At 69.4% G+C, this 22439-nt stretch carries 17 protein-coding genes; 8 read left to right on the top strand and 9 right to left on the bottom strand.

Annotation, left to right across the window (positions count from 1 at the left end):
* Positions 1 to 30 precede the first annotated feature (30 nt).
* From GNT64_RS02355 to GNT64_RS02345, 3 genes are all read right to left on the bottom strand, one after another.
* On the bottom strand, positions 31 to 732 hold the full coding sequence (locus tag GNT64_RS02355) for a DsbA family protein (protein ID WP_197277252.1): 702 nt from the start codon (positions 730 to 732) through the stop codon (positions 31 to 33).
* 20 nt (positions 733 to 752) lie between these two features.
* Entirely contained in the window at positions 753 to 2129 is a 1377-nt protein-coding gene (locus GNT64_RS02350; RefSeq protein WP_197277251.1) for a M48 family metalloprotease, read from the bottom strand.
* Between the two features lie 187 nt (positions 2130 to 2316).
* Positions 2317 to 5166, bottom strand: a complete 2850-nt coding sequence (locus tag GNT64_RS02345) for an Rne/Rng family ribonuclease (RefSeq protein WP_197277250.1) — start codon at positions 5164 to 5166, stop codon at positions 2317 to 2319.
* 465 nt (positions 5167 to 5631) lie between these two features.
* Between GNT64_RS02345 and GNT64_RS02340 the strand changes: the two genes are divergently transcribed.
* The 4 genes from GNT64_RS02340 to GNT64_RS02325 all read left to right on the top strand — a co-directional run bounded on the left by GNT64_RS02340 (position 5632) and on the right by GNT64_RS02325 (position 11129).
* Positions 5632 to 6621, top strand: coding sequence for an N-acetylmuramoyl-L-alanine amidase family protein (locus tag GNT64_RS02340; protein ID WP_197277249.1), 990 nt, complete (start codon positions 5632 to 5634; stop codon positions 6619 to 6621).
* Positions 6622 to 6689: 68 nt separating this feature from the next.
* Positions 6690 to 9188: a penicillin-binding protein 1A gene (locus tag GNT64_RS02335; RefSeq protein WP_156678055.1), complete on the top strand. Its 2499-nt coding sequence runs from the start codon at positions 6690 to 6692 to the stop codon at positions 9186 to 9188.
* Positions 9189 to 9270: 82 nt separating this feature from the next.
* Positions 9271 to 10398: a peptide chain release factor 2 gene (prfB, locus tag GNT64_RS02330; RefSeq protein WP_156678054.1), complete on the top strand. Its 1128-nt coding sequence runs from the start codon at positions 9271 to 9273 to the stop codon at positions 10396 to 10398.
* Positions 10398 to 11129 (top strand): class I SAM-dependent methyltransferase, encoded by a 732-nt coding sequence (locus GNT64_RS02325; RefSeq protein WP_156678053.1) that lies wholly within the window; start codon positions 10398 to 10400, stop codon positions 11127 to 11129. Before prfB ends, GNT64_RS02325 begins: the two co-directional genes overlap by 1 nt.
* Before the next feature lie 3 nt (positions 11130 to 11132).
* Here the strand turns inward: GNT64_RS02325 and GNT64_RS02320 are convergent, their stop codons facing one another.
* Positions 11133 to 11507 (bottom strand): JAB domain-containing protein, encoded by a 375-nt coding sequence (locus tag GNT64_RS02320; protein ID WP_197277248.1) that lies wholly within the window; start codon positions 11505 to 11507, stop codon positions 11133 to 11135.
* A gap of 248 nt (positions 11508 to 11755) precedes the next feature.
* Between GNT64_RS02320 and thyA the strand changes: the two genes are divergently transcribed.
* Complete coding sequence (gene thyA / locus GNT64_RS02315; protein ID WP_156681375.1) at positions 11756 to 12652, top strand: thymidylate synthase; 897 nt, start codon at positions 11756 to 11758, stop codon at positions 12650 to 12652.
* A 75-nt stretch (positions 12653 to 12727) separates the two neighbouring features.
* Here the strand turns inward: thyA and GNT64_RS02310 are convergent, their stop codons facing one another.
* From GNT64_RS02310 to GNT64_RS02295, 4 genes are all read right to left on the bottom strand, one after another.
* A complete protein-coding gene (locus GNT64_RS02310; protein ID WP_156678051.1) occupies positions 12728 to 14980 on the bottom strand; it encodes a xanthine dehydrogenase family protein molybdopterin-binding subunit in 2253 nt (750 codons plus the stop codon).
* 12 nt (positions 14981 to 14992) lie between these two features.
* Positions 14993 to 16006 (bottom strand): FAD binding domain-containing protein, encoded by a 1014-nt coding sequence (locus GNT64_RS02305; RefSeq protein ID WP_156678050.1) that lies wholly within the window; start codon positions 16004 to 16006, stop codon positions 14993 to 14995.
* Positions 16003 to 16524, bottom strand: coding sequence for a (2Fe-2S)-binding protein (locus GNT64_RS02300; protein ID WP_156678049.1), 522 nt, complete (start codon positions 16522 to 16524; stop codon positions 16003 to 16005). Before GNT64_RS02300 ends, GNT64_RS02305 begins: the two co-directional genes overlap by 4 nt.
* Before the next feature lie 129 nt (positions 16525 to 16653).
* Entirely contained in the window at positions 16654 to 16860 is a 207-nt protein-coding gene (locus tag GNT64_RS02295; RefSeq protein ID WP_156678048.1) for a hypothetical protein, read from the bottom strand.
* A gap of 298 nt (positions 16861 to 17158) precedes the next feature.
* On the opposite strand from GNT64_RS02295, the gene GNT64_RS02290 reads away from it, so the two are divergent.
* Positions 17159 to 19396, top strand: a complete 2238-nt coding sequence (locus GNT64_RS02290) for a zinc metalloprotease (protein ID WP_156678047.1) — start codon at positions 17159 to 17161, stop codon at positions 19394 to 19396.
* 74 nt (positions 19397 to 19470) lie between these two features.
* Complete coding sequence (locus GNT64_RS02285) at positions 19471 to 19782, top strand: hypothetical protein (protein WP_156678046.1); 312 nt, start codon at positions 19471 to 19473, stop codon at positions 19780 to 19782.
* A gap of 120 nt (positions 19783 to 19902) precedes the next feature.
* Here GNT64_RS02285 and GNT64_RS02280 read toward each other — a convergent pair whose 3' ends face one another.
* Positions 19903 to 22035, bottom strand: a complete 2133-nt coding sequence (locus tag GNT64_RS02280) for an AsmA family protein (protein WP_156678045.1) — start codon at positions 22033 to 22035, stop codon at positions 19903 to 19905.
* Positions 22036 to 22222: 187 nt separating this feature from the next.
* Between GNT64_RS02280 and rpmI the strand changes: the two genes are divergently transcribed.
* Positions 22223 to 22426, top strand: coding sequence for a 50S ribosomal protein L35 (rpmI, locus tag GNT64_RS02275; RefSeq protein WP_156678044.1), 204 nt, complete (start codon positions 22223 to 22225; stop codon positions 22424 to 22426).
* The last annotated feature ends 13 nt before the right edge of the window (positions 22427 to 22439 follow it).

The raw sequence follows: 22439 nt of genomic DNA, 5'->3' as shown, positions 1-22439 counted from the left end.
TAGAGCCCCGCGCGTCCGCGCTGCCGGCGCCTATCCGCCGGTGCCGGCGCGCACCTCGGCGATCGCCTTCTTCAGCGCGTCATAGCCCACCGCGCCGTTCAGCACCTGATCGCCCACGACGAAGCTCGGCGTGCCGGAGAGATTGAGCGATCGGGCGAGCTCCACATTCTTGCCGATCTCGGCGGCGATGTCGGCGGCACCCTCGCCGCCCGCCTTCACCCCGCTCGCGTCGCGCGCCTTGGCCACCGTCGCCGTGGCCGGCCGCCCGGCCGCATACATGCGGCGGTGGAAATCGAGGAAGCGGCCCTGCTTGGCGGCGACGAGGCTGGCCTTGGCCGCCTCCTCGCTGCCCGGACCCAGGATCGGCAGCTCCCGGAACACGATGCGCAGCCGCTTGTCCTCGGCCAGCAGCCGGTCGATGTCCGGCACCGACTTGCGGCAGTAGCCGCACGCATAATCGAAGAACTCGACGAGGGTGACGTCGCCGTTCGGCGCGCCGGCCCAGGCGCCGGCGAATGGCGTCTCGATCTCCTTGCGGCTCGAACTGACGAGCTTGCCGGTCTCGCGCTGCTGCAGCTTCGCCATCGCCTCCGGGATGATCTCGGGATGAGCGAGGATATAGTCGCGCACCACCTGCTCCATCGCCGCGCGATCGCCGGCGGCGGGCGAGACCGCGCCCGTCGCCACCGCCATCGCCGCCGCCCCGCCGACGATCCCGATCAGTCCCGCCATCCACATCCTGCCCGTGCCGTTCATCGCTTCCTGCTACCCGCAATCTCGGCGCGCGACGACAGGGCGATGTCCTCCGCCCGCAGATAATCGGGCGTGCCCTCCGGTATGCCGCGCAGCGCCGTCTCGGCCTGGCCAAGCGCGAGCTTCGGATTGCCCTGCAGGCTGTAGCGCATGGCCGTCGCCAGCGAGGCCCGGGCGATGTCGCCCTCGTGCGCGTAGACGATGCCCAGCTGATACCAGGCGAACGGATTGTCCTCGTCGCGCTGGACGGACGTGCGCAGCACCTTCTGCGCCTCCACGAAATTGGCCGGATCCTCGGTGGCGATCAGCGCGTGGCCGAAGGTGGAGGCGATCAGCGGGGCCGAGTTGGTGCGGCTCACCGCCTCGCGCAGCGGCACCAGCGCATCCTTGGGGCGACCCGATTCGAGCAGCACCTGCCCCTTCAGCTCCAGGAAATAGGGGTCGTGCGGCGCCACCGCCAGCAGCGCGTCCGCCTCCTTCAGCGCCTGATCGGGATAGGCGCTCTTGTGCCACGCATAGGCCCGCGCATAATGGGCCGGCACGCTGGTGTCGGTCACGGGATAGTGGCGCAGCGTGGTCGTCGGGTCGTCGACATAGCCGGCCAGCTTTGCCTTGATCCGCTGGAAGCGCGCCTCCAGCGCCGGATCGGTCCGCGCGTTCCACGCCGGCGACTTCTTATACTCCGCCTCCAGCACCTCGACGCGATCGGCCGACATCGGGTGGGTCTGCGCATAGGGATCGGTGTTCGCGTAGCTGGACGACAGGCGATATTCCTGCTGCCGCAGCTTCTGGAAGAAGGCGATCGATCCCTTGCCGGATATGCCGGCCTTGGCGAGGAAGCTGGCGCCGGCCGCGTCCGCGCTCGATTCCTGCGTGCGGCTGAACGCCAGGAACTTGCCCATCGCCGCCTGCTGCCCGGCCGAGAGGATGCCCATTCCCGCCTCCGCCCCGCCCGCCGCGATGGCGGCGGCGCCCAGCAGCAGCGAGAGGATGCTGATCCCGCTCGCCACCTTCATGCCCTCGCCGAAGCGGACGATGTGGCCGCCGGTGATGTGGCCAAGCTCGTGCGCGATCACGCCCTGCACCTGGTTGGCGTTGTCGGCGGCGGTGATCAGGCCCGAATGGACGTAGATCACCTGTCCGCCGGCGACGAAGGCGTTGATCTCCTTGTCCTGCAGCAGCACCACCTTGGTGCCCGCCACCTCCGGCCCGGCGGCGGCGATGATGGGCCGCGCCAGATCGGCGAGCAGCGCCTCGGTCTCGGCATCGCGCAGCACCGACTGGGCCATGGCCGGCCGTGCCGAGAGCATAACGGCCAGCAGCAGCGCGACGGCCGCGCGCCAGAACGTGGTGAGGGAAGGGAGCCGGCGCGCCATCATCGGCCTGATAGGCGGATCGCGCCTGAACCGCTGCTGAAATCACCGCCGCTGAAAACGCCGGAGCTGAAATCGCCGCTGCTGAAATCGTCCTGAACGGAGGGAGGCCCGCGCCACCCCGCGCCGCGCCCGATCGGGGGCGGCACGGGGCGGCGGCGGGCCTCGCTGCTCATCGCCGGCGCGGACGTTACGCGCCGAAGGTGCGCTGCCACCAGCCGCGGCGGGGCGACCCGCCGGCATCGGTCGCCGCATCGTCGCCGGGCGCGTCGGTGGCGGCATCGTCGTCCGTCGCCGGGTTCACCGCGAGCGTCTCGTCGAGCACCGCCGCGATCGGCTCGGCGGCGGGCGTCGCCTCGGGCGCGGGCTCCGCCTTGCGGCGGGTGCGGCGCGGCTTCGGCTGGGGTTCCGCCGGCACCTCCTCCGCAGCCGCCGGTTCGGCCGCGTCCGCGCCGACGGCATCGTCGGCCTTCTTGCGGCGCGGGCGGCGAGCCTTCGGCGCGACCGCCGGCTCCGACACGGTCGGCATCACGGGCGATGCCTGCACCCGCGCCTCCGCACCGGCGGCGCCGTCCGCCTCGCCGGTTCCGGCCGGCGCGGCGTCCGCCTCGGCCGACACGGGCTCGCTCGCCGCGTCCTTGCGGGCGCGGGGGCGGCGGCGGGCACGCGGCGCGGCCTGCTCCTCCACCGCGGCGACCGCCTCGGGCGACGCCTCGCTGGCGGCGAGCGGCGCGTCGGCACCCTCGTCGGCCGGCTCGACCGCGTCGACGGCCGCCGCCTGCTCCTCGACCGCCTCGACGGCCGCATCGCTGGCGACGCTGCCCTCGACGGGCTCCTCCTCGCCGGTCGCCTCGGCGGCGACCTCCTCGCCCGCGCGGCGGCGGCCACCGCGACGGCCGCGACGGCCCCGGCGGCGCTTGGCCTCGCCATCCTCCTCGGATGCCGGATCGTCGCTCGCCTCGGCCTCGACCGGCTCGATCAGGCCTTCCTCGATCGCGGCGGCGTCCTCGGCGGCCTCGGCCTCGCTCTCCTCGCCCTCGCCGGGTACGACATCGCCGGCGGCCAGCTCCTCGCCCTCCTCGCGGCGCCCGCCACGACGGCGGCGACGGCGGCGGCGGCGCCCGCCGCCGTCGCCTTCCTCGCGATCGCCGCGCTCGGGCCGATCGCCGCGCTCGGCGCGTTCCGGCTCCTCCTCGTTCTCGGACTCGAAGGTCTCCTCCTCCTCGTCCTCGATCGGCTCCTCGTCATCGTCCTGATCGACGACGATCGGCGCCGGCAGCTTCGGCGGATAGGCCGGCGGCGGACCGCCGCTCTCCACCGACATGCGCGCACCCTCGATCGATCCGTCGGGCAGGATCTCGATCAGCACGCCGTAGCGGTCCTCGATCTCGGCCAGTTCGGCGCGCTTGCGGTTGAGCACGTAGAAGGCCGCCTCGGTGGACGCGCGCAGGCACAGCCGGCTGCCGCGACCGCGCGCCGCCTCGTCCTCCAGCATGCGCAAGGCCGATACGCCGGCCGAGGATGCGGTGCGCACCAGGCCGGTCGCGTCGCAGTGCGGGCACGGCCGCGTCGATGCCTCCAGCACGCCGGTGCGGATGCGCTGGCGGCTCATCTCGAACAGACCGAACGAGGAGATGCGGCCGACCTGGATGCGCGCGCGGTCGTTCCGCAGCGCCTCCTTCATCGCCTTCTCCACCTTCCGGTTGTTCGAATTATTCTCCATGTCGATGAAGTCGATCACGACCAGCCCGGCCATGTCGCGCAGGCGCAGCTGGCGGGCGATCTCGTGCGCCGCCTCAAGGTTGGTCATCAGCGCCGTCTGCTCGATATTATGCTCGCGCGTGGACCGGCCGGAGTTGATGTCGATCGAGACGAGCGCCTCGGTCGGGTTGATGACCAGGTAGCCGCCCGATTTCAGCTGCACCAGCGGCTGGTACATCGCCGACAGCTGCTCCTCCACGCCGAACCGCTGGAACAGCGGCACCACGTCCGAATAGGGCGTGATCTTGCGGCTGTGGCCCGGCATCAGCAGCTTCATGAAGCTGCGCGCCGCGTAGAAGCCGTCCGCCCCTTCAACGAGGATCTCGTCGATGTCGCGGTTGTAGATGTCGCGGATGGCGCGCTTGATGAGGTCGCTGTCGCCGTAGATCTCGGCCGGGGCGGAGGCCTGGAGCGTCGTCTCGCGGATCGTGTCCCACAGTCGGGCGAGATAGTCGAAGTCGCGCTTGATCTCGCTCTTGCTGCGCTGGAGCCCGGCGGTGCGGACGATGCAGCCCATCGTCTTCGGCAGGTTCAGCTCCGCCATGATCGACTTCAGCCGCTTGCGATCGGACGCGTTCGAGATCTTGCGGCTGATGCCGCCGCCGTGGCTGGTGTTCGGCATCAGCACGCAGTAGCGGCCGGCCAGCGACAGATACGTGGTGAGCGCCGCGCCCTTGTTGCCGCGCTCCTCCTTCACCACCTGCACCAGCAGCACCTGCCGCCTGCGGATCACGTCCTGGATCTTGTAGCGGCGGCGCAGGTTCATGCGCTTGTTGCGCAGCGCCTCCACCGCCGTGTCGTCGCCGCCGCCAACGCTGGAGCGGCGCGGGCGCGCGGCCTCGCCCTCCTCGCCGTCGCCGCGCTCGGCGTCGGCCGGGGCGCCGTCGCCCTCGTCCTCATACTCGTCGCCGCGATCATCCTCATGGTCGTGGTCGTGGTCGTGATCGTGGTCGTCGTCATCGTCGCCGCGCAACGCCTCTTCCTCGGCGGCGTGCTCCGCTTCCTCGCGCAGCAGCGCGTCGCGATCCTCCTTGGGGATCTGGTAGTAATCGGGGTGGATTTCGGAGAAGGCGAGGAAGCCGTGGCGGTTGCCGCCATAATCCACGAAGGCGGCCTGCAGCGACGGCTCGACGCGCGTCACCTTGGCCAGATAGATATTGCCCTTGAGCTGCTTGCGCTCGGCGGATTCGAAGTCGAACTCCTCGATCCGGTTACCTTTTACGACCGCCACGCGGGTTTCTTCCCGGTGGCGCGCATCGATCAGCATGCGGGTGGTCATTCACATATCTCCGGGCGCGTGCGCCGTCCGCTGGCAAGCGGCGGGACGCGCGATAGAAGGGGGAGACGCGCCTGATCGCCGTCGCGGCGGGCGTCATCGTCCCGGTTGGGATGGGAAATCGTGCCTCTGCGGCATCGCCATCCCCAGCGCGGTCCGCGCCGGGAAAACAGCCCCGCGCCCACACGCCGCGACCCGGAGGGCGGCTGGCGGGATCGGGGAACAAATGGCTCATGCAGCGTCAACCTAGAAGGCCGGCGGAGTATCGCCGGCGCCTTGTCCGTGCGGCTGCCATTCCTGTCAGAGACATGATCCGCCCGGACTTTCGCTGCTAGCATCTGCACAGGCGAGGGGCAACCTAAAGCTCCGCGCGCCGCAAGCTTTGGTTAACCCTGAAGATTAACCTTGATTTGAGCCGTCGGGCGTACCGCCGGCGCGAACGCAGGAACAGGCATCGGGGGCATCAGGATGGATTTCCGCTGGACCGGCGGCGGCCATGGGCGGCAAGCTGGGCGCATGCTCGCCACCCTGCTCGTCGCCGCCGGCCTGCTCGCAAGCCAGCCCGCCCCCGCGGCGATCACCGGCCTGCAGGTCGTGAACGGCGAGGTGCAGCTACACTTCGACGACGCGGCCCGGCTGCGGACCGCCGCCTTCCGCGCCCGCCCGCCCAGCGGCGGCGAGCGGGCGAGCGTGCGCGTGCCGATCGAGCCGCCACTGCCGGCGGAGGCGGCGCCGCCGCCCGTCGTCAGCGGCGCGCGCGGGCGGAACCGGCCGTTGGTGGTGATCGATGCCGGCCATGGCGGGCACGATCCCGGCGCGCCCGGCGTCGACGGCCGGCATCGCGAGAAGGAGGCGACGCTGCAGATCGCCCGCGCCATACGCGACGAGCTGAAATCCTCCGGCCGCGTGCGCGTGGCGCTGACCCGCGACGACGACCGCTTCCTGATCCTGGGCGAGCGGCGCGAGATCGCCCGGCGGCTGAAGGCCGACCTGTTCATCTCGATCCACGCGGACAGCGCACCGAACCCCGCCGCGCGCGGCGCGACGATCTACACCCTGTCCGAGGTCGCCTCCGATCGCGTCGCCGCCCAGCTGGCCGCGCGGGAGAATAGGGCGGACATACTGAACGGCGTCAATCTCGGCGGCGAGACGAGCGAGGTCTCCTCGATCCTGCTCGATCTCGCCCAGCGCGAGACGATGAACGTCTCGGCCGCCTTTGCCGCCCTGCTGCAGCGCGAGATGTCGCCCACCGTGCCGTTCCGCACGGAGTTCCACCGCTTCGCCGGGCTCGTCGTGCTGAAGGCGCCCGACGTGCCCTCGGTGCTGCTGGAAACCGGCTACATGTCGAACACGGAGGACGAGAAGAAGCTGTTCTCGCGCGACTATCAGCGCGACATCGCCATCGGCGTGCGTCGCGCGGTGGAGACCCACTTCGCCCGCCGCATGGCGAGGAATTAGGGTCCGCGCCGCCACGGGGGGATCAACGGCTGGCAAAGCCGCCACAAAATGCTAGAGCCCGCCGGGTCATGGATGAACCGGCCGCCGAGAAGATGCACATCCGTCTGCGGCGCGAGGCGGACGGGGCACGCGGCGCCTTCCAGCGATTGTTCCGCAGCCGGATCGTCCGGGCGCTCGTCGCGCTGCTGCTGGTGGGGCTGGTGGCCGGCGGCGCGATGTGGTTCGTCTTCGCGCGCGGGCTGCCGTCCGCCGACACGCTGCTCACCTACGAGCCGCCGCTGCCCACCAACGTGCGCGGGATCGACGGCACGCCCGTCCACACCTTCGCGCGCGAGCGGCGGGTGGAGCTGGCGTTCGACGAATATCCCCCGCTGCTCGTCCGCGCCTATCTGTCGGCCGAGGACAAGACCTTCTTCGAGCATAGCGGCATCGACTATCCGGGCCTCGCCGGCGCGGTGGTGGATTACGTGTCCAAGATCGGCTCCGGCCGGCGTGCCAAGGGCGGCTCCACGATCACCCAGCAGGTCGCCAAGAACCTGCTGGTAGGCGACGAATATTCGGTCGCCCGCAAGATCCGCGAGGCGATTCTCGCCCACCGGATCGAGAGCGCGCTTTCCAAGCAGCAGATTCTGGAGCTCTACCTCAACCAGATCTTCCTCGGGCGGAACGCCTATGGCGTGCAGTCGGCCGCGCGCGCCTACTTCGCCAAGGACGTGGGCGAGCTGACCCTGCCCGAAATGGCGTATCTCGCGATCCTGCCGAAAGCGCCGGCCAACTACAGCCCGGAACGGCACGCCGATCGCGCGATCGAACGGCGGAACTGGGTGCTCGGCCAGATGGCCGGCAACCGCTTCATCACGCCGGCGCAGGCGCGCGCGGCGCAGGGTGCGCCGCTCGGCATCGTCGGCCGGCAGGCGCCCGAGCGGCAGGATGCCGGCGGCTACTTCATGGAGGAGGTGCGCCGCCAGCTGATCGACCGCTATGGCGAGGCGGCCAAGGACGGGCCGTACAGCGTCTATTCGGGCGGGCTGTGGATCCGCTCCTCCTTCGATCCGGCGATCCAGAAGGCGGCGGAGACGGCGCTGCGCGACGGCCTGGTGCGCTACGATCGCGGCAAGGGGTGGAGTGGACCGATCCGCCAGATAGATCCCGCCGGCAACTGGGCCGCCATCTTGGCCCAGATCGGCGTCGGCTATGAGGAGTGGCGCGCCGCCGTCATCCTGTCCAAGCAGGGGCGCGAGGCCGAGCTCGGCTTCGCCGACGGCAGCACCGGCACCCTGCCCGCTTATGCCGCGACGATGCCGAAGCGCGGCGTGGGCGGGCAGGCGTTCGACTTCATGAAGCCGGGCGACGTGATCGCGGTGAAACGCGAGGGCGGGGCGTGGAGCCTGCGCAACATCCCGGCCGTGTCCGGCGGCATGGTGGTGGAGAATCCGCACACCGGCCAGATCCTGGCGATGCAGGGCGGCTTCGACGCCAAGGGCGCCTCGTTCAACCGGGCGACGCAGGCGCTGCGCCAGCCGGGCTCCAGCTTCAAGCCGTTCGTCTACGCGACGGCGCTGGAGAACGGCATGACCCCGGCCTCGATCATCGTCGACGGGCCGTTCTGCGTCTACCAGTCGGCCCGGCTCGGCCGCAAATGCTTCCGCAACTTCTCCGGCGGCAATGCCGGCCCGCAAACGATGCGCTGGGGCGTCGAGCAGTCGCGCAACCTGATGACGGTGCGCACCGCCAGCATGACCGGCATGAAGAAGATCGTGAAGACCGCGCACGACATGGGCATCGGCGACTATCCCGCCGTCCTCGCCATCTCGCTCGGCGCCGGCGAGACGACCGTGCTGCGCATGACCAACGGCTATTCGATGCTGGCCAATCAGGGCCGGCTGCTGAAACCGACATTGATCGACTATGTGCAGGATCGCCGCGGCAAGGTGATCTGGAAGGCCGATACGCGCCCCTGCGAGGGCTGCAACGCGAAGGACTATGCCGGCCAGCCAATGCCCCGCCCGCGTGCCCGCAGCAAGCAGGCGATCGACGCGATGAGCGCGTACCAGACGGTGCACATCATGGAAGGCGTGATTCAGCGCGGCACCGCCGTCACCCTGCGCGATCTCGGCCGGCCGCTGTTCGGCAAGACGGGCACCACCACCGGCCCCACCAACGTGTGGTTCGTCGGCGGATCGGCGGATCTCGTCGCGGGCGTGTATCTCGGCTACGATCAGCCGCGCCCGCTCGGCGGCTATGCCCAGGGCGGCACCATCGCCGCGCCGATCTTCAAGCAGTTCGCCCAGGTGGCGATGAAGGACATGGCCGTCGTGCCGTTCCGCGCGCCCGCCGGCATCCGCATGGTGCGGATCGATCGCCGATCCGGCCGCCGCGTGTTCGGCGCCTGGCCCTCCGCCGAGCCCAAGGCGGCGGTGATCTGGGAGGCGTTCAAGCCCGAGAGCGAGCCGCGCCGCACGATCCGCCGCGAGGAGCTGGTGAAGCGCAACGACAGTCCCGCCGTCAAGCGCGCCGAGTCCAACCGCGACAGCGACTTCCTGCAGAGGGAGGGCGGGATTTACTAGGGCCGCGGCCGGCCCCATATCCCAGGTACAACTTCTAAGGCCCGCGGACCCGCGGCCGCACGAACAATCAGGAGCAGGACAGATGCGCGCCGAAGCGCAAGCCCATGTCGACAAGATCAACGATGCGCTCGCGCTCCTCCGCCGTTTCCTCGACTGGGATCGCGCGCTGCGCCGGCTCGACGAGCTGAACAACAAGGTCGAGGATCCGACCCTCTGGAACGATCCGAAGGCCGCGCAGGACGTGATGCGCGAGCGCCGGCGGCTGGACGAGGCGATCGGCGCCACCCGCGCGATCGAGACCGAGCTCAGCGACACGGTCGAGCTGATGGACATGGCCGAGGCCGAGGGCGACGGCGCGCTCGTCGACGATGGCGTCGCCGCCCTCGCCGCGCTGGCCGGCCGCGCCGATACCGACAAGGTGAAGGCGCTGCTCGCCGGCGAGGCCGATGCCAACGACACCTATATCGAGGTGAATGCCGGCGCCGGCGGCACCGAGAGCCAGGACTGGGCCGGCATGCTGCAGCGCATGTATACGCGCTGGGGCGAGCGGCGCGGGCTGAAGGTGGAACTGATCGACCACCATTCCGGCGAGCAGGCCGGCATCAAGTCCGCCACCCTGCTGCTGAAGGGCGAGAACGCCTACGGCTACGCCAAGACGGAGAGCGGGGTGCACCGCCTCGTCCGCATCAGCCCCTATGATTCGGCCGCCCGCCGCCACACGAGCTTCGCCTCCGTATGGGTCTACCCGGTCGTCGACGACAATATCGAGGTCGACTATAACGAGAGCGACCTGCGGATCGACACCTATCGCGCGTCGGGCGCCGGCGGCCAGCACATCAACACCACCGATTCGGCGGTGCGCATCACCCACATGCCCACCGGCATCGTCGTGCAGTGCCAGAACCAGCGATCGCAGCACAAGAACAAGGCGGAGGCGTTCAACCAGCTGCGCGCCCGCCTCTACGAGCGCGAGCTCGCCATCCGCGAGCAGGCCGCCAATGCCGAGAATGCCGCCAAGACGGACATCGGCTGGGGCCACCAGATCCGCAGCTACGTGCTCCAGCCCTATCAGCTGGTGAAGGATCTGCGCACCGGCGTCACCTCCACGGCCCCGGCCGAGGTGCTGGACGGCGCGCTCGATCCGTTCATGGCGGCCGCTCTCTCGCAGCGGGTGACGGGCGAGAAGGTCGCCGTGGAGGATGTCGACTGATGGTGCGCGGCGCGGGAAGCACGGCGATCCTGCTGTTCGCGTCGCTGGCGAGCTGCGGCTCGGCCAAGCCGAGGACGGACGCCGACGTCTCCTCCCGCCTGTTTCCCGAGGCACACCGCCCGGTGGCGCCGATCGTCTCCAGCCGCTTCTCCACCGAGGAGGATCGCGATCGCATCCGGGAGGCGGGCACGGTGATGGACAAGGCCGGCATCGCCCGCGGCATGACGGTGGCCGATATCGGCGCCGGCGAAGGCTATTACACGGTCCGCCTGGCCCAGCGCGTCGGCAAGAGCGGGCGGGTGCTGGCCGAGGACATCGTGCCGGCCGTGCGCGACACGCTGGCCGAGCGGGCCACGCGCGAGCGGCTCGACAATGTCAGCGTCCGCCTGGGATCGCCGGCCGATCCGAAGCTGCCGGCCAACAGCTTCGACCGCGTCTTCATGGTGCACATGTACCATGAGATCGCCGCGCCCTACGAGTTCCTCTGGCGGCTGCGCCCGTCGCTGCGCAACGGCGGCCGCATCGTTCTGGTCGATGCCGACCGGCCGACCTCGCAGCACGGCACGCCGCCCGCCCTGCTCGACTGCGAGATGCGCGCGGTGGGCTATACAAGGGTGACGCGGATGACGCTGCGCGCGGCCGACGCCTATCTCGCATTGTACGAGGCGGCCGGCCCGCGACCGGCGCCGGAGACGATCGTTCCCTGCACGATGGCCGGCACCGCCGGCTGAGCCTCAGAGCAGGCCCATGGCGCACATGCTGCGCCAATCGTCGCCCGCGAAGATCAGGTGATCGAGCAGCCGGACGTTCAGCCGCCGCATCAGCCCCGCCAGCGTGCGGGTGGAGATCAGATCCTGCCGGCTCGGAGCCGGATCGCCGCTCGGATGATTGTGGCCGATCACCAGCCCCGCCGAGTCCAGCAGCAGCGCATCCCGCACCAGCGCGCGCATCGGGAACGTGATCGCGTTGCACAGATGCGAATCGTGCAGCCGCAGGCCGATCAGCCGCCGCTCGCCATCGAGATGCGCGACGCAGAGCGTCTCATGGGCCTTTTCCCGGAATGCAGGCGCGAAGAGGGCCGTCGCCGCGGCCACCCCATCGACCCTCACCGCCTCATCCAAGATCGCCGCTGCCGGCATGCCCATCCTCACCCCAGGGAATTGGACAGTGCCGCACCGATTTGGTCGGGAGGAAGCCGAAGCTACTCCGTTTCCGCAGTTACGGGAGGGTTACACGGGAGAAAGTGTCCACTTTGGACCAAGCGCCTGTCCGAGCCGTCCTCCGCGTTCGCGCGATCCGGCGCGTGCATGCGCTGATCGCGGTTGGCGACACGCTTATTCTCTGCGAGACGCGCCGCATGATCGATCCCGAGCATCAATATCTGTCGCTGGTGGACGCGGTTCTGTCCCGCGGCGACCGGCGGGTGGACCGGACCGGCGTCGGCACGCTGGCGCTGTTCGGCGCGCTGCTGCGCTTCGATCTCTCCGACGGTCGCGCCCCGATCCTGACCACCAAGCGCGTCTACTGGAAGACGGCGGTGAAGGAGATGCTCTGGTTCCTCACCGGCGACACCAGCATCCGCCCGCTGCTGCGGCAGAATGTCCGCATCTGGAGCGACTGGCCGCTCGCCCGCTACCGCGCCGAGACCGGCGATCCGATCGACCAGCCCGCATTCGAGCGGCGGATATTGGAGGATGACGCCTTCGCCGCGCGCTGGGGCGATCTCGGCCCCGTCTACGGCAAGCAGTGGCGCCGCTGGCTGGGGCCGGACGGCCGCGAGCACGACCAGATCGCCGCCCTCGTCACCGGTCTGCGCGAGACGCCGGCCAGCCGCCGGCTGCTCTTCCACGGCTGGAACGTGGCGGATCTCGGCGCGATGGCGCTGCCGCCGTGCCACATGGTCTACCAATATCATGTGACGCAGGACGGGCGGCTGGATTGCCTGCTCTACCAGCGGTCCTGCGATCTGTTCCTCGGCGCCGCGTTCAACTTCGTCGGCGCATCGGCGTTGCTGCTGATGCTGGCCGATCAGGCGGGGCTGCGGCCCGGCGAGCTGGTGTGGGTCGGCGGCGACGTCCACCTCTATACCAACCACGTCGATCAGGCCCGCGCCCAAATCGCGCGCGCGCCACGCGGCTTTCCGTCGATGCGCCTCACCCGCCGGGCGGACAGCATCGACGGCTATGCGATCGAGGATTTCGCCGTCTCCGGCTACGATCCCCATCCCCCGATCCAAGGCGACGTGGCGGTCTGAGTCCAAGGGGTCTACGCCTTCGCTCAGCCCTCCTCAGGATGAGCGAACATGCAAAATGCTTGCTGTCGATCCGCGTTAGTCCAGCAGCGCGTCGATCGTGATCGGCAGCGATCGCACGCGCTTGCCGGTGGCGTGCCAGATGGCGTTGGCGATGGCGGCGGCGGTGCCGACGATGCCGATCTCGCCCAACCCCTTCACGCCCAGCGGCGTCACCTCCGGGTCGGGCTCGTCCACGAAGATCACCTCGATCGCGTCCACGTCGGCATTCACCGGCACGTGATATTCGGCGAAATTGTGGTTCATGAAGCGGCCGAGCTTCGCGTCCATGAACGTTTCCTCATGCAGCGCCATGCCGATCCCCATCACCACGCCCCCCAGGATCTGGCTGCGCGCCGTCTTGGGGTTGATGATGCGCCCGGCCGCCACCGCGTTGACGATGCGGGTGACGCGCACGACGCCCAGTTCCTCGTCCACCTTCACTTCGGCGAACACGGCGCTGTGCGTATTGCGTGACTTGCGCATCTGGCTGATCATGCCGCTGATCCCCGCGCTCGCCGTTTCCTCCACCTCGATGCGATCGAGGTTCGCCGCGCGCATCGCCTCACCGAAGCCGACGCTGACGCCCGGATCGGCCTTCAGCACGATGCGCCCGCCCTCGAACGACACGTCCTCGATCCCCGCCTTGCCCAGCGGCCGGCCCTCAAGCTTCGCCGCCGCCTTCAGCAGCGCCTCGCCCACCGAGCGGCAGGCCAGTTGCACAGCCGCGCCCACCGACGCCGCCATCCACGATCCGCCCTCCACCGGCGAGGCGGGGAGATCGGAATCGCCCAGGCGGGCGGTGATCTGCTCCGGCGGCAGGCCCAGCGTGTCGGCGGCCACCTGCGTCATCACCGTATAGGTGCCGGTGCCGATGTCCGAGCCGGCGCTCGCCACCTCCAGATGGCCGTTCGCCGAGAGCGTGGCCCGCGCCGACGTCTTGGAGAACATCGCGTCCCACATGCCGGTGGCGACGCCCCAGCCGACGAGCTCGCGGCCGTCCCGCATCGATCGCGGCTCGGGCCGGCGCTTCTGCCAACCGAACGCCTCGGCGCCGGCGGCATAGGCCTCGCGCAGCGCCTTGCTGGTGAACTCCGTATCGTTCATCGCGTCCTTGGCGGAATAGTTGAGCAGCCGGAAGGCGAGCGGATCCACCCCCGCCTTCACGGCCATCTCGTCGATCGCGATCTCGAACAGGGTCATGCCCGTGGCGGCGCCGGGCGCGCGCATGTCGCCCGGTGTGGCGGTATCGGCCGGCGCGATCATGTAGTCGCCGGCGGCATTGGGGCAATCATAGTTGATCAGGCCCCAGATGACGACATCCTCCATATAGTTCTCGTACCGCGAGGTGGCCGTCGTCGCGGTATTGACGATCGCGCTCAGCCGGCCGTCCGCCTCGGCGCCCAGCTTCACATGCTGCACCGCCTCCGGTCGGTGGACGTGGGTGAACATCTGCTGCCGGGTGAGCCCCACCCGCACCGACCGCTTCAGCATCAGCGCGGCCTGCACCGCCAGGTGGACGTTATATTGCGGCCGCAGCCCCGATCCGAAGCCGCCGCCCACATAGGGGTTCAGCACCCGCACATCCTTGGCCGAGAGGCCGAACACGGCGCTGAGATACGCCTGCACGTTCTGCGAACCCTGCGTCTTATCGTGGACGGTGATCTTGCCGTCGCCCTCCCACTCCACCGTGGTCGCGTGCATCTCCATCGGATTGTGATGCTCGGTCGCCAGGCGATATTCGGCCTCCACCTTCAGCGGCGCCGCGGCGAACGCCTTTTCGGCATCGCCCCGGTTCTTGGGCGGGTGGTAGGTGCTGCGCTTCTTGGCGGGCATGAACTTCTCGGCCAGCGACCTGTCGAAGTCGGTATTGTGCGGCTCTTCCGCATAGCGCACCTCGATCAGCGCGGCGGCGTGCCGTGCCGCCTCGAACGTCTCGGCCAGCACCACCGCCACCGGCTGGCCGCTGAAGTGGATCACGTCGTCGTAGAGCGGGCGGAAGGGCGAGCCCGGCGGCGCCACCTGATCGCGGTGCGATCGATCGAACCACGCTTCGCTCGGCCGGTTGCGATGGGTCATCACCTCCACGACGCCCGGCACCGCGCGGGCCGCCGCCTCGTCGATCTCGGTTATCCTGCCCCGGGCGATGCCGCCCGAGACGATGAAGCCGTAGAGCATGTCGGCGGGCTTCTGCTCGGCGGCATATTTCGCCTGGCCCGTCACCTTCGCCACGCCGTCCACGCGGCTGAGCGGGGTGCCGATGCCGACGCGCGGGTTCGCTGCGGTAGCCATGTCCATCTCTCCTCAGGCGACGCGCTTGTCGGTCTGCGACTGCGGCGTGCCGGCCGCCGCCTGCGCCAGCGCCCGCACGATCGCCTTGCGGGCCAGCGCGATCTTGAAGCCGTTGTCGCCCTGCCCCACCGCGCCTTCGGTGATCGCGTGGGCGGCGGCCAGAAAGGCGTTCTGCGTCGGCACCTCGCCGCGCAGCAGGCTCTCGGCATTGGGCACGCGCCACGGCTTGTGCGCCACGCCGCCCAGCGCCACCCGCGCCTCGGCGATGCGTCCCTCCTCCAGCCGCATCGCCACCGCCACGGAGACGAGGGCGAAGGCGTAGGACAGGCGATCGCGCAGCTTCAGATACGTGTAATTCTCGGCGAACGTATCCGCCGGCAGGTCGATCGCGGTCACCAGCTCGCCGGGTTGCAGGTTATTGTCCCGCCACGGCTCCGCGCCGGGCAGACGGTGATAGTCGGCGATCGGGATCGCCCGCGTGCCGTCCGGCCCCGTCACCTGCACGGTCGCGTCCAGCGCCGCCAGCGCGACGCACATGTCGGACGGATGGGTCGCGATGCAGGCGGCGCTCGCGCCCAATATGGCGTGGATGCGGTTCACCCCGCCGATCGCGCCGCAGCCCGATCCCGGCGCGCGCTTGTTGCACGGGGTCGCCGTATCGTAGAAATAATAGCAGCGCGTGCGCTGGTTCAGGTTGCCGCCGTTGGTCGCCGCGTTGCGCAGCTGCGGGCTGGCGCCCGCCATGATTGCGGAGGCGAGCAGCGGGTAGCGTTCCTCCACCCGCGCGTCCCACGCGGTGTCCGCGTTCGTCGCCAGCGCGCCCAGCCGCAGGCCGCCGTCCTCGCGCTCCTCGATCGCGCGCAGCGGCAGGCCGTTGATGTCGACGATCCGCTCCGGCCGCTCGACATCCTCCTTCATGAGGTCGACCAGGTTGGTGCCGCCCGCCAGATAGCGCACGGACTGCGGCCGTCCCTCCTTCACGGCGGTGGCAAGGTCGGTCGGGCGGGCATAGGCGAAGCGGTTCATCGCGCCGTCTCCCGGCCGATCACGTCCAGCACCGCATCGGTGATGTTCGTATAGGCGCCGCAGCGGCAGAGATTGCCGCTCATCATCTCGCGCACCTCGTCTCGGCTCGTCGCCCGCCCCTCGTTGATGAGGCCCTGGGCGGAGCAGATCTGCCCCGGCGTGCAATAGCCGCACTGGAAAGCGTCATGATCGATGAACGCCTGCTGCAGCGGGTGCAGCGCATCGCCGTCCGCCAGCCCCTCCACCGTCACGATGTCGGCGCCGTCGCGCGATACGGCGAGCGCGAGGCAGCTGTTGATCCGCTTGCCGTCGATCAGCACGGTGCAGGCGCCGCACTGGCCGTGATCGCAGCCCTTCTTGGTGCCGGTCAGGCCCTCCTGCTCGCGCAGCAGGTCCAGCAGAGTCGTCCATGGCTCGATGGAGAAGCGGCGGGGCGTGCCGTTGATCGTCAGGCTGATCGCGATGCGCTGCATGGCGCCGCCGCGATCGATGGCGGGGTCAAGCTCGATGCTGTCCATGGCGGTTCCTTCGGCGCGCGTGCGTGGCTATCGCGAAGAAAGCAACGCCGCCCGATCGGTTCCGCCGCCGCCCACGCGAAGATGGTCGCCGGCCATATCCAAGCCGTTATATTCGTTCAGCTATTCCGCTCACGCGGCGGCGCGCCGCACCGGCTCCTCGTCGCGCGGCACGATCGTGAGGCGCGGGCCGTTCGCGCGCAGACGCCGCACCTGCTCGGCGTAGATCTGCGCCAGCATGCGGTGGACGGCCGCCGCTTCCGGCGTGCGCGCGCTGTCGGCGAGACGCGTCTCCTGATCTAGGCGGCGATCGTAATAGGCAAGATCGGTTTCGTGCATGTGCCCCTCCCCCCGAAGGCGGGCGACCTTTCAGCCCCCTGCCCTTATGCTCATCAAGCAGAATGCGTAAACAAAAGCTTACGAGGAAGACAAGACCGTACTTTCGACGGGACAAATACCGTCATTTTCGCCACCGTAATGGTGGATCCCTGATGGCAACTATACGGTCGGCGCTTTTCACGCGATTTTCACGCTACGATGCCGCTCGCTTCACGGCGGCGATGCGATCCGGCAAGGCGGGGCGGCACATGGGCGACGATCGTCCACGGCGCTCGCTCCTTCCCCGAGGAGAGTTGCGATGACCGCCGATTATGATCCGACCGACTATGACGCGGCGCTGGACGCCGACTTTCAGATCGACAGCGACGCCGTCGATCTGCCGCGCCCGCTGCCCGTGCCGCGGCCGGTGCCGAACATCCCGTTCCTGCTCACCGCCAGCGGCCTCTACACCTTCACCCGCACGATCCGGCTGCCGAACCCGCTGCCGCTGCCGCTGCCGCTGCCCGTCCCCAAACCGCTGCCCGGCGGACACGAGGCGGCCGACCTCGTCTACGACGACGATGTCAGCGCCCTCACCCTGTACCAGCGCGAGCAGCTGCGGCTCGACATAGACGGCCGGTATCCGCAGATGACGGTCAGCGGCACCCGCTCCAACCTGTTCACCGCCGTCGCCAGCTGGGTCGCCTCGCTGACCAAGACGGGCACCAACACCTATTCCGGCCCGATCTGGTTCAAGGACGGCAACGTCGCCGCCGTGCCGCACACCAGCATCGCGCTGAAAGTCACCCGCAGCCTGCTGCTGGGCCAGCGCAAGGTGGAGGCGACCTTCTCCGGCGGCAGCGCCGCCAGCTTCACCCGCACCTACATGTGGTCGTCCAGCTACTTCCACCCGGTCGAGTTCGAGTTCGATACGGTTCCCGGCGCCCATGCCGTCACCGAGATCAAGACGTTCGATCACCCGAACCGCCCGGCGACGATCGCCAGCGAGACGCTGAGCCTGCAGACCGTCTACCGCCGCGCCGGCTTCGATGCCACCATCTCCCCGGGCAGCGGGTCGGTGCCGCTGAGCAAGGCCGGCGCCGACCAGCGCTGGAGCGACCAGGAGATGCACGATGCGATGCAGATCTACTGGTCCCGCTTCGCGAACAAGGCGCAGTGGAACCTGTGGGTGCTGTTCGCCGCGCTGCACGAACAGGGCACCAACCTGGGCGGCATCATGTTCGACGATATCGGGCCGAACCACCGCCAGGGCACGGCGATCTTCACCGAGGCGTTCATCGCCAACGCCCCCGCCGGCGATGCCGCGCCCGATGCCTGGGTGCGGCGGATGCGCTTCTGGACGGCGGCGCACGAGATGGGCCACGCCTTCAACCTCGCCCACAGCTGGCAGAAGGCGCTCGGCACGCCGTGGATCGCGCTCGCCAACGATCCGGAGGCGCGCAGCTTCATGAACTACCCGTACAACGTGGCGGGCGGCCAGTCGGCCTTCTTCGCCGACTTCCCGTTCCGCTTCACCGATGCCGAGCTGCTGTTCATGCGCCACGCGCCGGAACGCTTCGTCGAGATGGGCAATGCCGACTGGTTCGATCATCACGGCTTCGAGCAGTCGATCCTCGACACCAACGACGAGTTCGCCCTCACCCTCTCGATCAACGCCACCAGGGACGACAGCCTGCCCTATCTGCTGCCGCCGGTGGTGGAGATGGCGCTGGCCAACCGCAGCGGCCGCGCCCGCATGGTGCCCGCCGCGCGCCTGTCGGAGCGGGACGACCTGACCCTCATCATCAAGAAGGACGGCAGGCCGGCGCGCCAGTGGATGCCCTTCTCGCGCCACTGCGGCGAGGGCGAGGACATCATCCTCGGCACGGGCGAGGCGCTCTACGACAGTGTGCTCGTCGGCGCGGGGCGCAACGGCTGGGACATGGCCGAGCCGGGCCGCTACATCGTCCAGGCGATGCTGCGGGTGGACGGCCGCGCCGTCTTCTCGAACCGGCTGGAGGTGAAGGTCGCACCGCCGACGAGCCGGCAGGAGGAGCGGATCGCGCAGGATCTGTTCACGCCGGAGGTGGGCCAGGTGCTCGCCGTGAACGGCACGCGCGGCGTGGAGCCGGCGGTGGCGGCGCTCAACGCCGTCGTGGCGCTCGGCGATCATCCGGCCGCCCGGCAGGCGGCGGTCGCGCTGGCCGGGCCGCTCGCCACCGAGTTCAAGCTGCTGACGGTGGACGAGACGGCGAAGCCGGGCGAGGCGCCGGTCGAGGCGGCGCGGCGGGTGGAGGTCTACGGGCCGGACAAGGCGGAGGCGGCGCGGCTGCTCGCCGTCGCTACCCAGGGCGGCGCGGACGCGGCGGTGAACGCCGTCGGCCATACCCGCTTCATCCGCGTGGCGCCCAAGCTCGCGGCGGCGCTGGACGGCGGCACCGACGACGCCCGCATGGCGCTGGCGCCGATGCGCGCGGGCGCCGCGACCGGCGGCTTCGATCTCAGCCCGGAGATGCAGCGCACACTGGCGATCAAGGCGCAGGGTCTCAGCGCCTGAACCATCGCAACCACGGTGTCGCCCGCGCCGTAGCTGGCGCGGGCGACATCATTTCACGAACGGGGATTACGAACATGGCCGACACACGCACCTTTACCCTGGCGCTACAGGACGGCTTCAAGGACGATACCGTCACGATCTCGGCCGGCGGCCGCACGCACGAGCATCTGGAGCATGTCTCCACCCGCACCCAGATCGGCCTCGCCCGCGAGCTGACCGTCACCGTGCCGGCGGAGACGAAGGCGCTGACGATCGCCCTGCCGGACAGGGGCATCGCCGAAAATGTCGATGTCGGCCACGACGACGGCCTCCACTTCGGCGCCTCGCTCGATCCCGCCGGGCGCCTGCTGGTGAAGCGATCGACCGAACCGTTCGGCTATGTGTGAGGCGGGCGTCGCTTTCGCTCAATCACGGACTGCATCGTCCTGAGCTCGTTTCAGGATCCACGCGACACAGAGCGGCATGTGCAGCCTTCTGAGCGACCGGCCGCGTTCTCGGCCCGTCGCTCAGAAGATGCCGAGGAACTTCTTCTTCTTCGCCGGCTGGGCATCCGGGCCCTTGCCGGTGCCGACGTCCTTGCGCGGCTCGCCTTCGGTCGTCCGCTGCGCGCCGGCCCGTGCGCCGGAGAGCACCGGCCCGCACGCCGCATCCTTCGCGTCACCCGGATCGACGAAGGCCAGCACCGCGCCGATCGGGCTCGCCACCACACCCAGCGCCAGTGCCGCACCGCCGCGCGCCAGCAGCTGCGGCGTGATCAGCTGGTAGCCAGGGGCCGCGAAATGGCCGTTGATGCCGACCGGGGACTGGCCGGAGAACAGGCTGAACTTCTTGCCGTCCGCGCGGAAGGCGAGGTTCATCGATTCGTCCTTGAAGCTGAAGCCGCCCTTGGCGGTCATCACATTCTTGTCGGTATCGATCAGCACCGGATCAGCGGCGGCCACGCCATCCCGCACGGTGAAGGCGATCAGGCCGCAATTCACCTCGATCGGCTTCTTCAGCTGGTCCTGCAGCAGCTTCTGCAGGAACAGGCCGATGTCGAACTCGGCCAGCTGGACATATTGGGTCCAGAAGGTGCCGCGCGGCAGGATGATCGCGATCCGCCCGTTGGAGCTGGCGAGCGACTCGCGCACCGTGTCGCCGGTGCCCTTCATCTGGATGCGCGCCTTGATCGTGCCCGACGTGCCCGAGTTGAACACGCCGGACTTGCGGAACAGCTTGTTCAGCGGCGTCGGCGAGAGGCGGATGTTATAGTCCGTAAGCACCGCCGGCACGCGCGCGTTGATCGATATGTCGGAGGCGAGATGGCCCGCGTCGGCGATGTCCATCGTCAGCGGCGAGAGCTTCATCAGGCTGTGATCGAGATCGAAGGTGAGGGCGATGTTCGATACCGGCACGAACGGCTGCTTCACGTCGCGCACCTTGTAGTTCACATGCGCGTCGAAAATCTTGATCTGCTCGATCCGCAGCGGCGCGTCCGGGATGATGCGCGGTGCCGCGCCCGTCTGCGCCACGGCGGCAGTGGCGCCCTTGGCGGCGAGCGCATTCGGCTCGTAGCCGATGAACGGGCCGATATCGACGATGTCGACCGAGCGCGAGTTCAGGTTCGCGGCGATCTTCAGCCGGTCGTTCGGCAGCGAGATCGTCATGTCGCCGGCCAGGTCGCTGGCACCGAAGAAGCCGTTCAGGCGGGTGAAGCGCCACTCCCCGCCCACCTTGGTGAGCTTGGAGTTGAAGCGGTAGCGGCGCGTATCCGGCACGGCGACGCCGAGGAAATCGAACAGCAGCCGCAGGTTCGGCCCGCGCACCGTGAGGTTCAGGTCCGATCCCTCGATCTGTGTCGCCGCCGGCAGCACGCCGTTCAGATCCAGCAGCGTGGGGCCGGACTGGGCGTGCATCACCAGCTTCGTCCGCCCGAAGGTGACGGTGCTGTTCGGCGAGAGGATGCCGCCGTTCATCGTGAAGCGCTTGCCGCGCAGCGTGCCATCGCCGGAAAAGTTGATGCGATTGTCGGTGATCGTGGTGCCGCTCGCGCGCACCGTATCCACCTTGATGTCGGTCTCCAGCAGCAGCGCGGGATCAACGTAGCGCGCCGTCGTGCCGGTCACGATCGCGCGATCGATGACGGGCCACTGGAACGGGGCGCCTTTCGCGTTCGGATCGCCGAAGGTCCAGGTGTTGCGGCGCTGCTTGTCCCACTCGGCATCCACGTTGCCGCCGTCCAGCACCAGGAACTCCGCCCGGCGCTTGCCGAAGATCAGCGGAAACGTCTTCACCCGCGTCTCGATATGGCGCGACTCGAAGAAGTTGGGCCGGGGAGCCCAGGCGGGGTTTGAGACGGTGAGGCCGTCCGCCAGGAACTTGATGTCGATGAAGTCGAAGTAGAACTGGAAGTCGCCCGCCACCCGCACCCGCCGTTCGGTCGCGCTGCTGGCGATCCGCTCGAACGTGGGCTTCAGGAAGCGGCCCTTGGTGATGAACAGCACCAGCCACACAAGAAACAGCAGGCCTATCAGCACCGCCAGGATCGAGACGCCGGTGGCGACGGCGGTGCGCGCCGGATCGCGCCCCGCCGGGCTTGCGGGCCGCCGGGGTTCGGGCGGCGGCGCGGGTCGATCGGCGGAGAGCGGGATATCGGCCATGGGGCATCAAACCCCGCCGGTTGCGGACGGTTCCGAAACGACGCGATCGCCGCCACGCCGCCGCTGCGGAGTCCGGTTGCCAAGGCCCGCGTTCGCCCGTATAGGCGCGCCCTTCCGCGATCCGATGGACCGCCCGGCCAGTGTGGGCTGCCGTGGCGGTCTTCAACGTCGCATACAGGAGACGAAAATGCCCAAGCTCAAGACGAAGTCGGGGGTGAAGAAGCGGTTCAAGCTTACCGCCACCGGCAAGATCAAGCACGGTGTCGCCGGCAAGCGCCACCGCCTGATCTCGCACAACGCGAAATATATCCGCCAGAACCGCGGGACCGACGTGCTCGCCGACGCCGATACGGCGCGGGTGAAGCTCTGGGCCCCCTACGGCCTGCGTTGAGAAGGAACTGACG

The sequence above is a fragment of the Sphingomonas profundi genome (assembly GCF_009739515.1).
Classification (GTDB): Bacteria; Pseudomonadota; Alphaproteobacteria; order Sphingomonadales; family Sphingomonadaceae; genus Alterirhizorhabdus; species Alterirhizorhabdus profundi.
The sequence above is the reverse complement of the archived record's forward strand: the minus strand, read 5'-3'. Positions and strand labels throughout refer to the sequence as shown.

What these genes read in the sequence shown, in the direction of transcription:
- GNT64_RS02290 (WP_156678047.1), top strand. Translation starts at nt 17,159, where the DNA reads ATGACCGCCGATTATGATCCGACCGACTATGACGCGGCGCTGGACGCC.
- GNT64_RS02335 (WP_156678055.1), top strand. Translation starts at nt 6,690, where the DNA reads ATGGATGAACCGGCCGCCGAGAAGATGCACATCCGTCTGCGGCGCGAG.
- rpmI (WP_156678044.1), top strand. Translation starts at nt 22,223, where the DNA reads ATGCCCAAGCTCAAGACGAAGTCGGGGGTGAAGAAGCGGTTCAAGCTT.
- GNT64_RS02285 (WP_156678046.1), top strand. Translation starts at nt 19,471, where the DNA reads ATGGCCGACACACGCACCTTTACCCTGGCGCTACAGGACGGCTTCAAG.
- GNT64_RS02350 (WP_197277251.1), bottom strand. Translation starts at nt 2,129, where the DNA reads ATGGCGCGCCGGCTCCCTTCCCTCACCACGTTCTGGCGCGCGGCCGTC.
- GNT64_RS02325 (WP_156678053.1), top strand. Translation starts at nt 10,398, where the DNA reads ATGGTGCGCGGCGCGGGAAGCACGGCGATCCTGCTGTTCGCGTCGCTG.
- GNT64_RS02300 (WP_156678049.1), bottom strand. Translation starts at nt 16,524, where the DNA reads ATGGACAGCATCGAGCTTGACCCCGCCATCGATCGCGGCGGCGCCATG.
- GNT64_RS02295 (WP_156678048.1), bottom strand. Translation starts at nt 16,860, where the DNA reads ATGCACGAAACCGATCTTGCCTATTACGATCGCCGCCTAGATCAGGAG.
- GNT64_RS02340 (WP_197277249.1), top strand. Translation starts at nt 5,632, where the DNA reads ATGGATTTCCGCTGGACCGGCGGCGGCCATGGGCGGCAAGCTGGGCGC.
- GNT64_RS02310 (WP_156678051.1), bottom strand. Translation starts at nt 14,980, where the DNA reads ATGGCTACCGCAGCGAACCCGCGCGTCGGCATCGGCACCCCGCTCAGC.
- prfB (WP_156678054.1), top strand. Translation starts at nt 9,271, where the DNA reads ATGCGCGCCGAAGCGCAAGCCCATGTCGACAAGATCAACGATGCGCTC.
- GNT64_RS02280 (WP_156678045.1), bottom strand. Translation starts at nt 22,035, where the DNA reads ATGGCCGATATCCCGCTCTCCGCCGATCGACCCGCGCCGCCGCCCGAA.
- GNT64_RS02305 (WP_156678050.1), bottom strand. Translation starts at nt 16,006, where the DNA reads ATGAACCGCTTCGCCTATGCCCGCCCGACCGACCTTGCCACCGCCGTG.
- GNT64_RS02345 (WP_197277250.1), bottom strand. Translation starts at nt 5,166, where the DNA reads ATGACCACCCGCATGCTGATCGATGCGCGCCACCGGGAAGAAACCCGC.
- GNT64_RS02355 (WP_197277252.1), bottom strand. Translation starts at nt 732, where the DNA reads ATGGCGGGACTGATCGGGATCGTCGGCGGGGCGGCGGCGATGGCGGTG.
- thyA (WP_156681375.1), top strand. Translation starts at nt 11,756, where the DNA reads ATGATCGATCCCGAGCATCAATATCTGTCGCTGGTGGACGCGGTTCTG.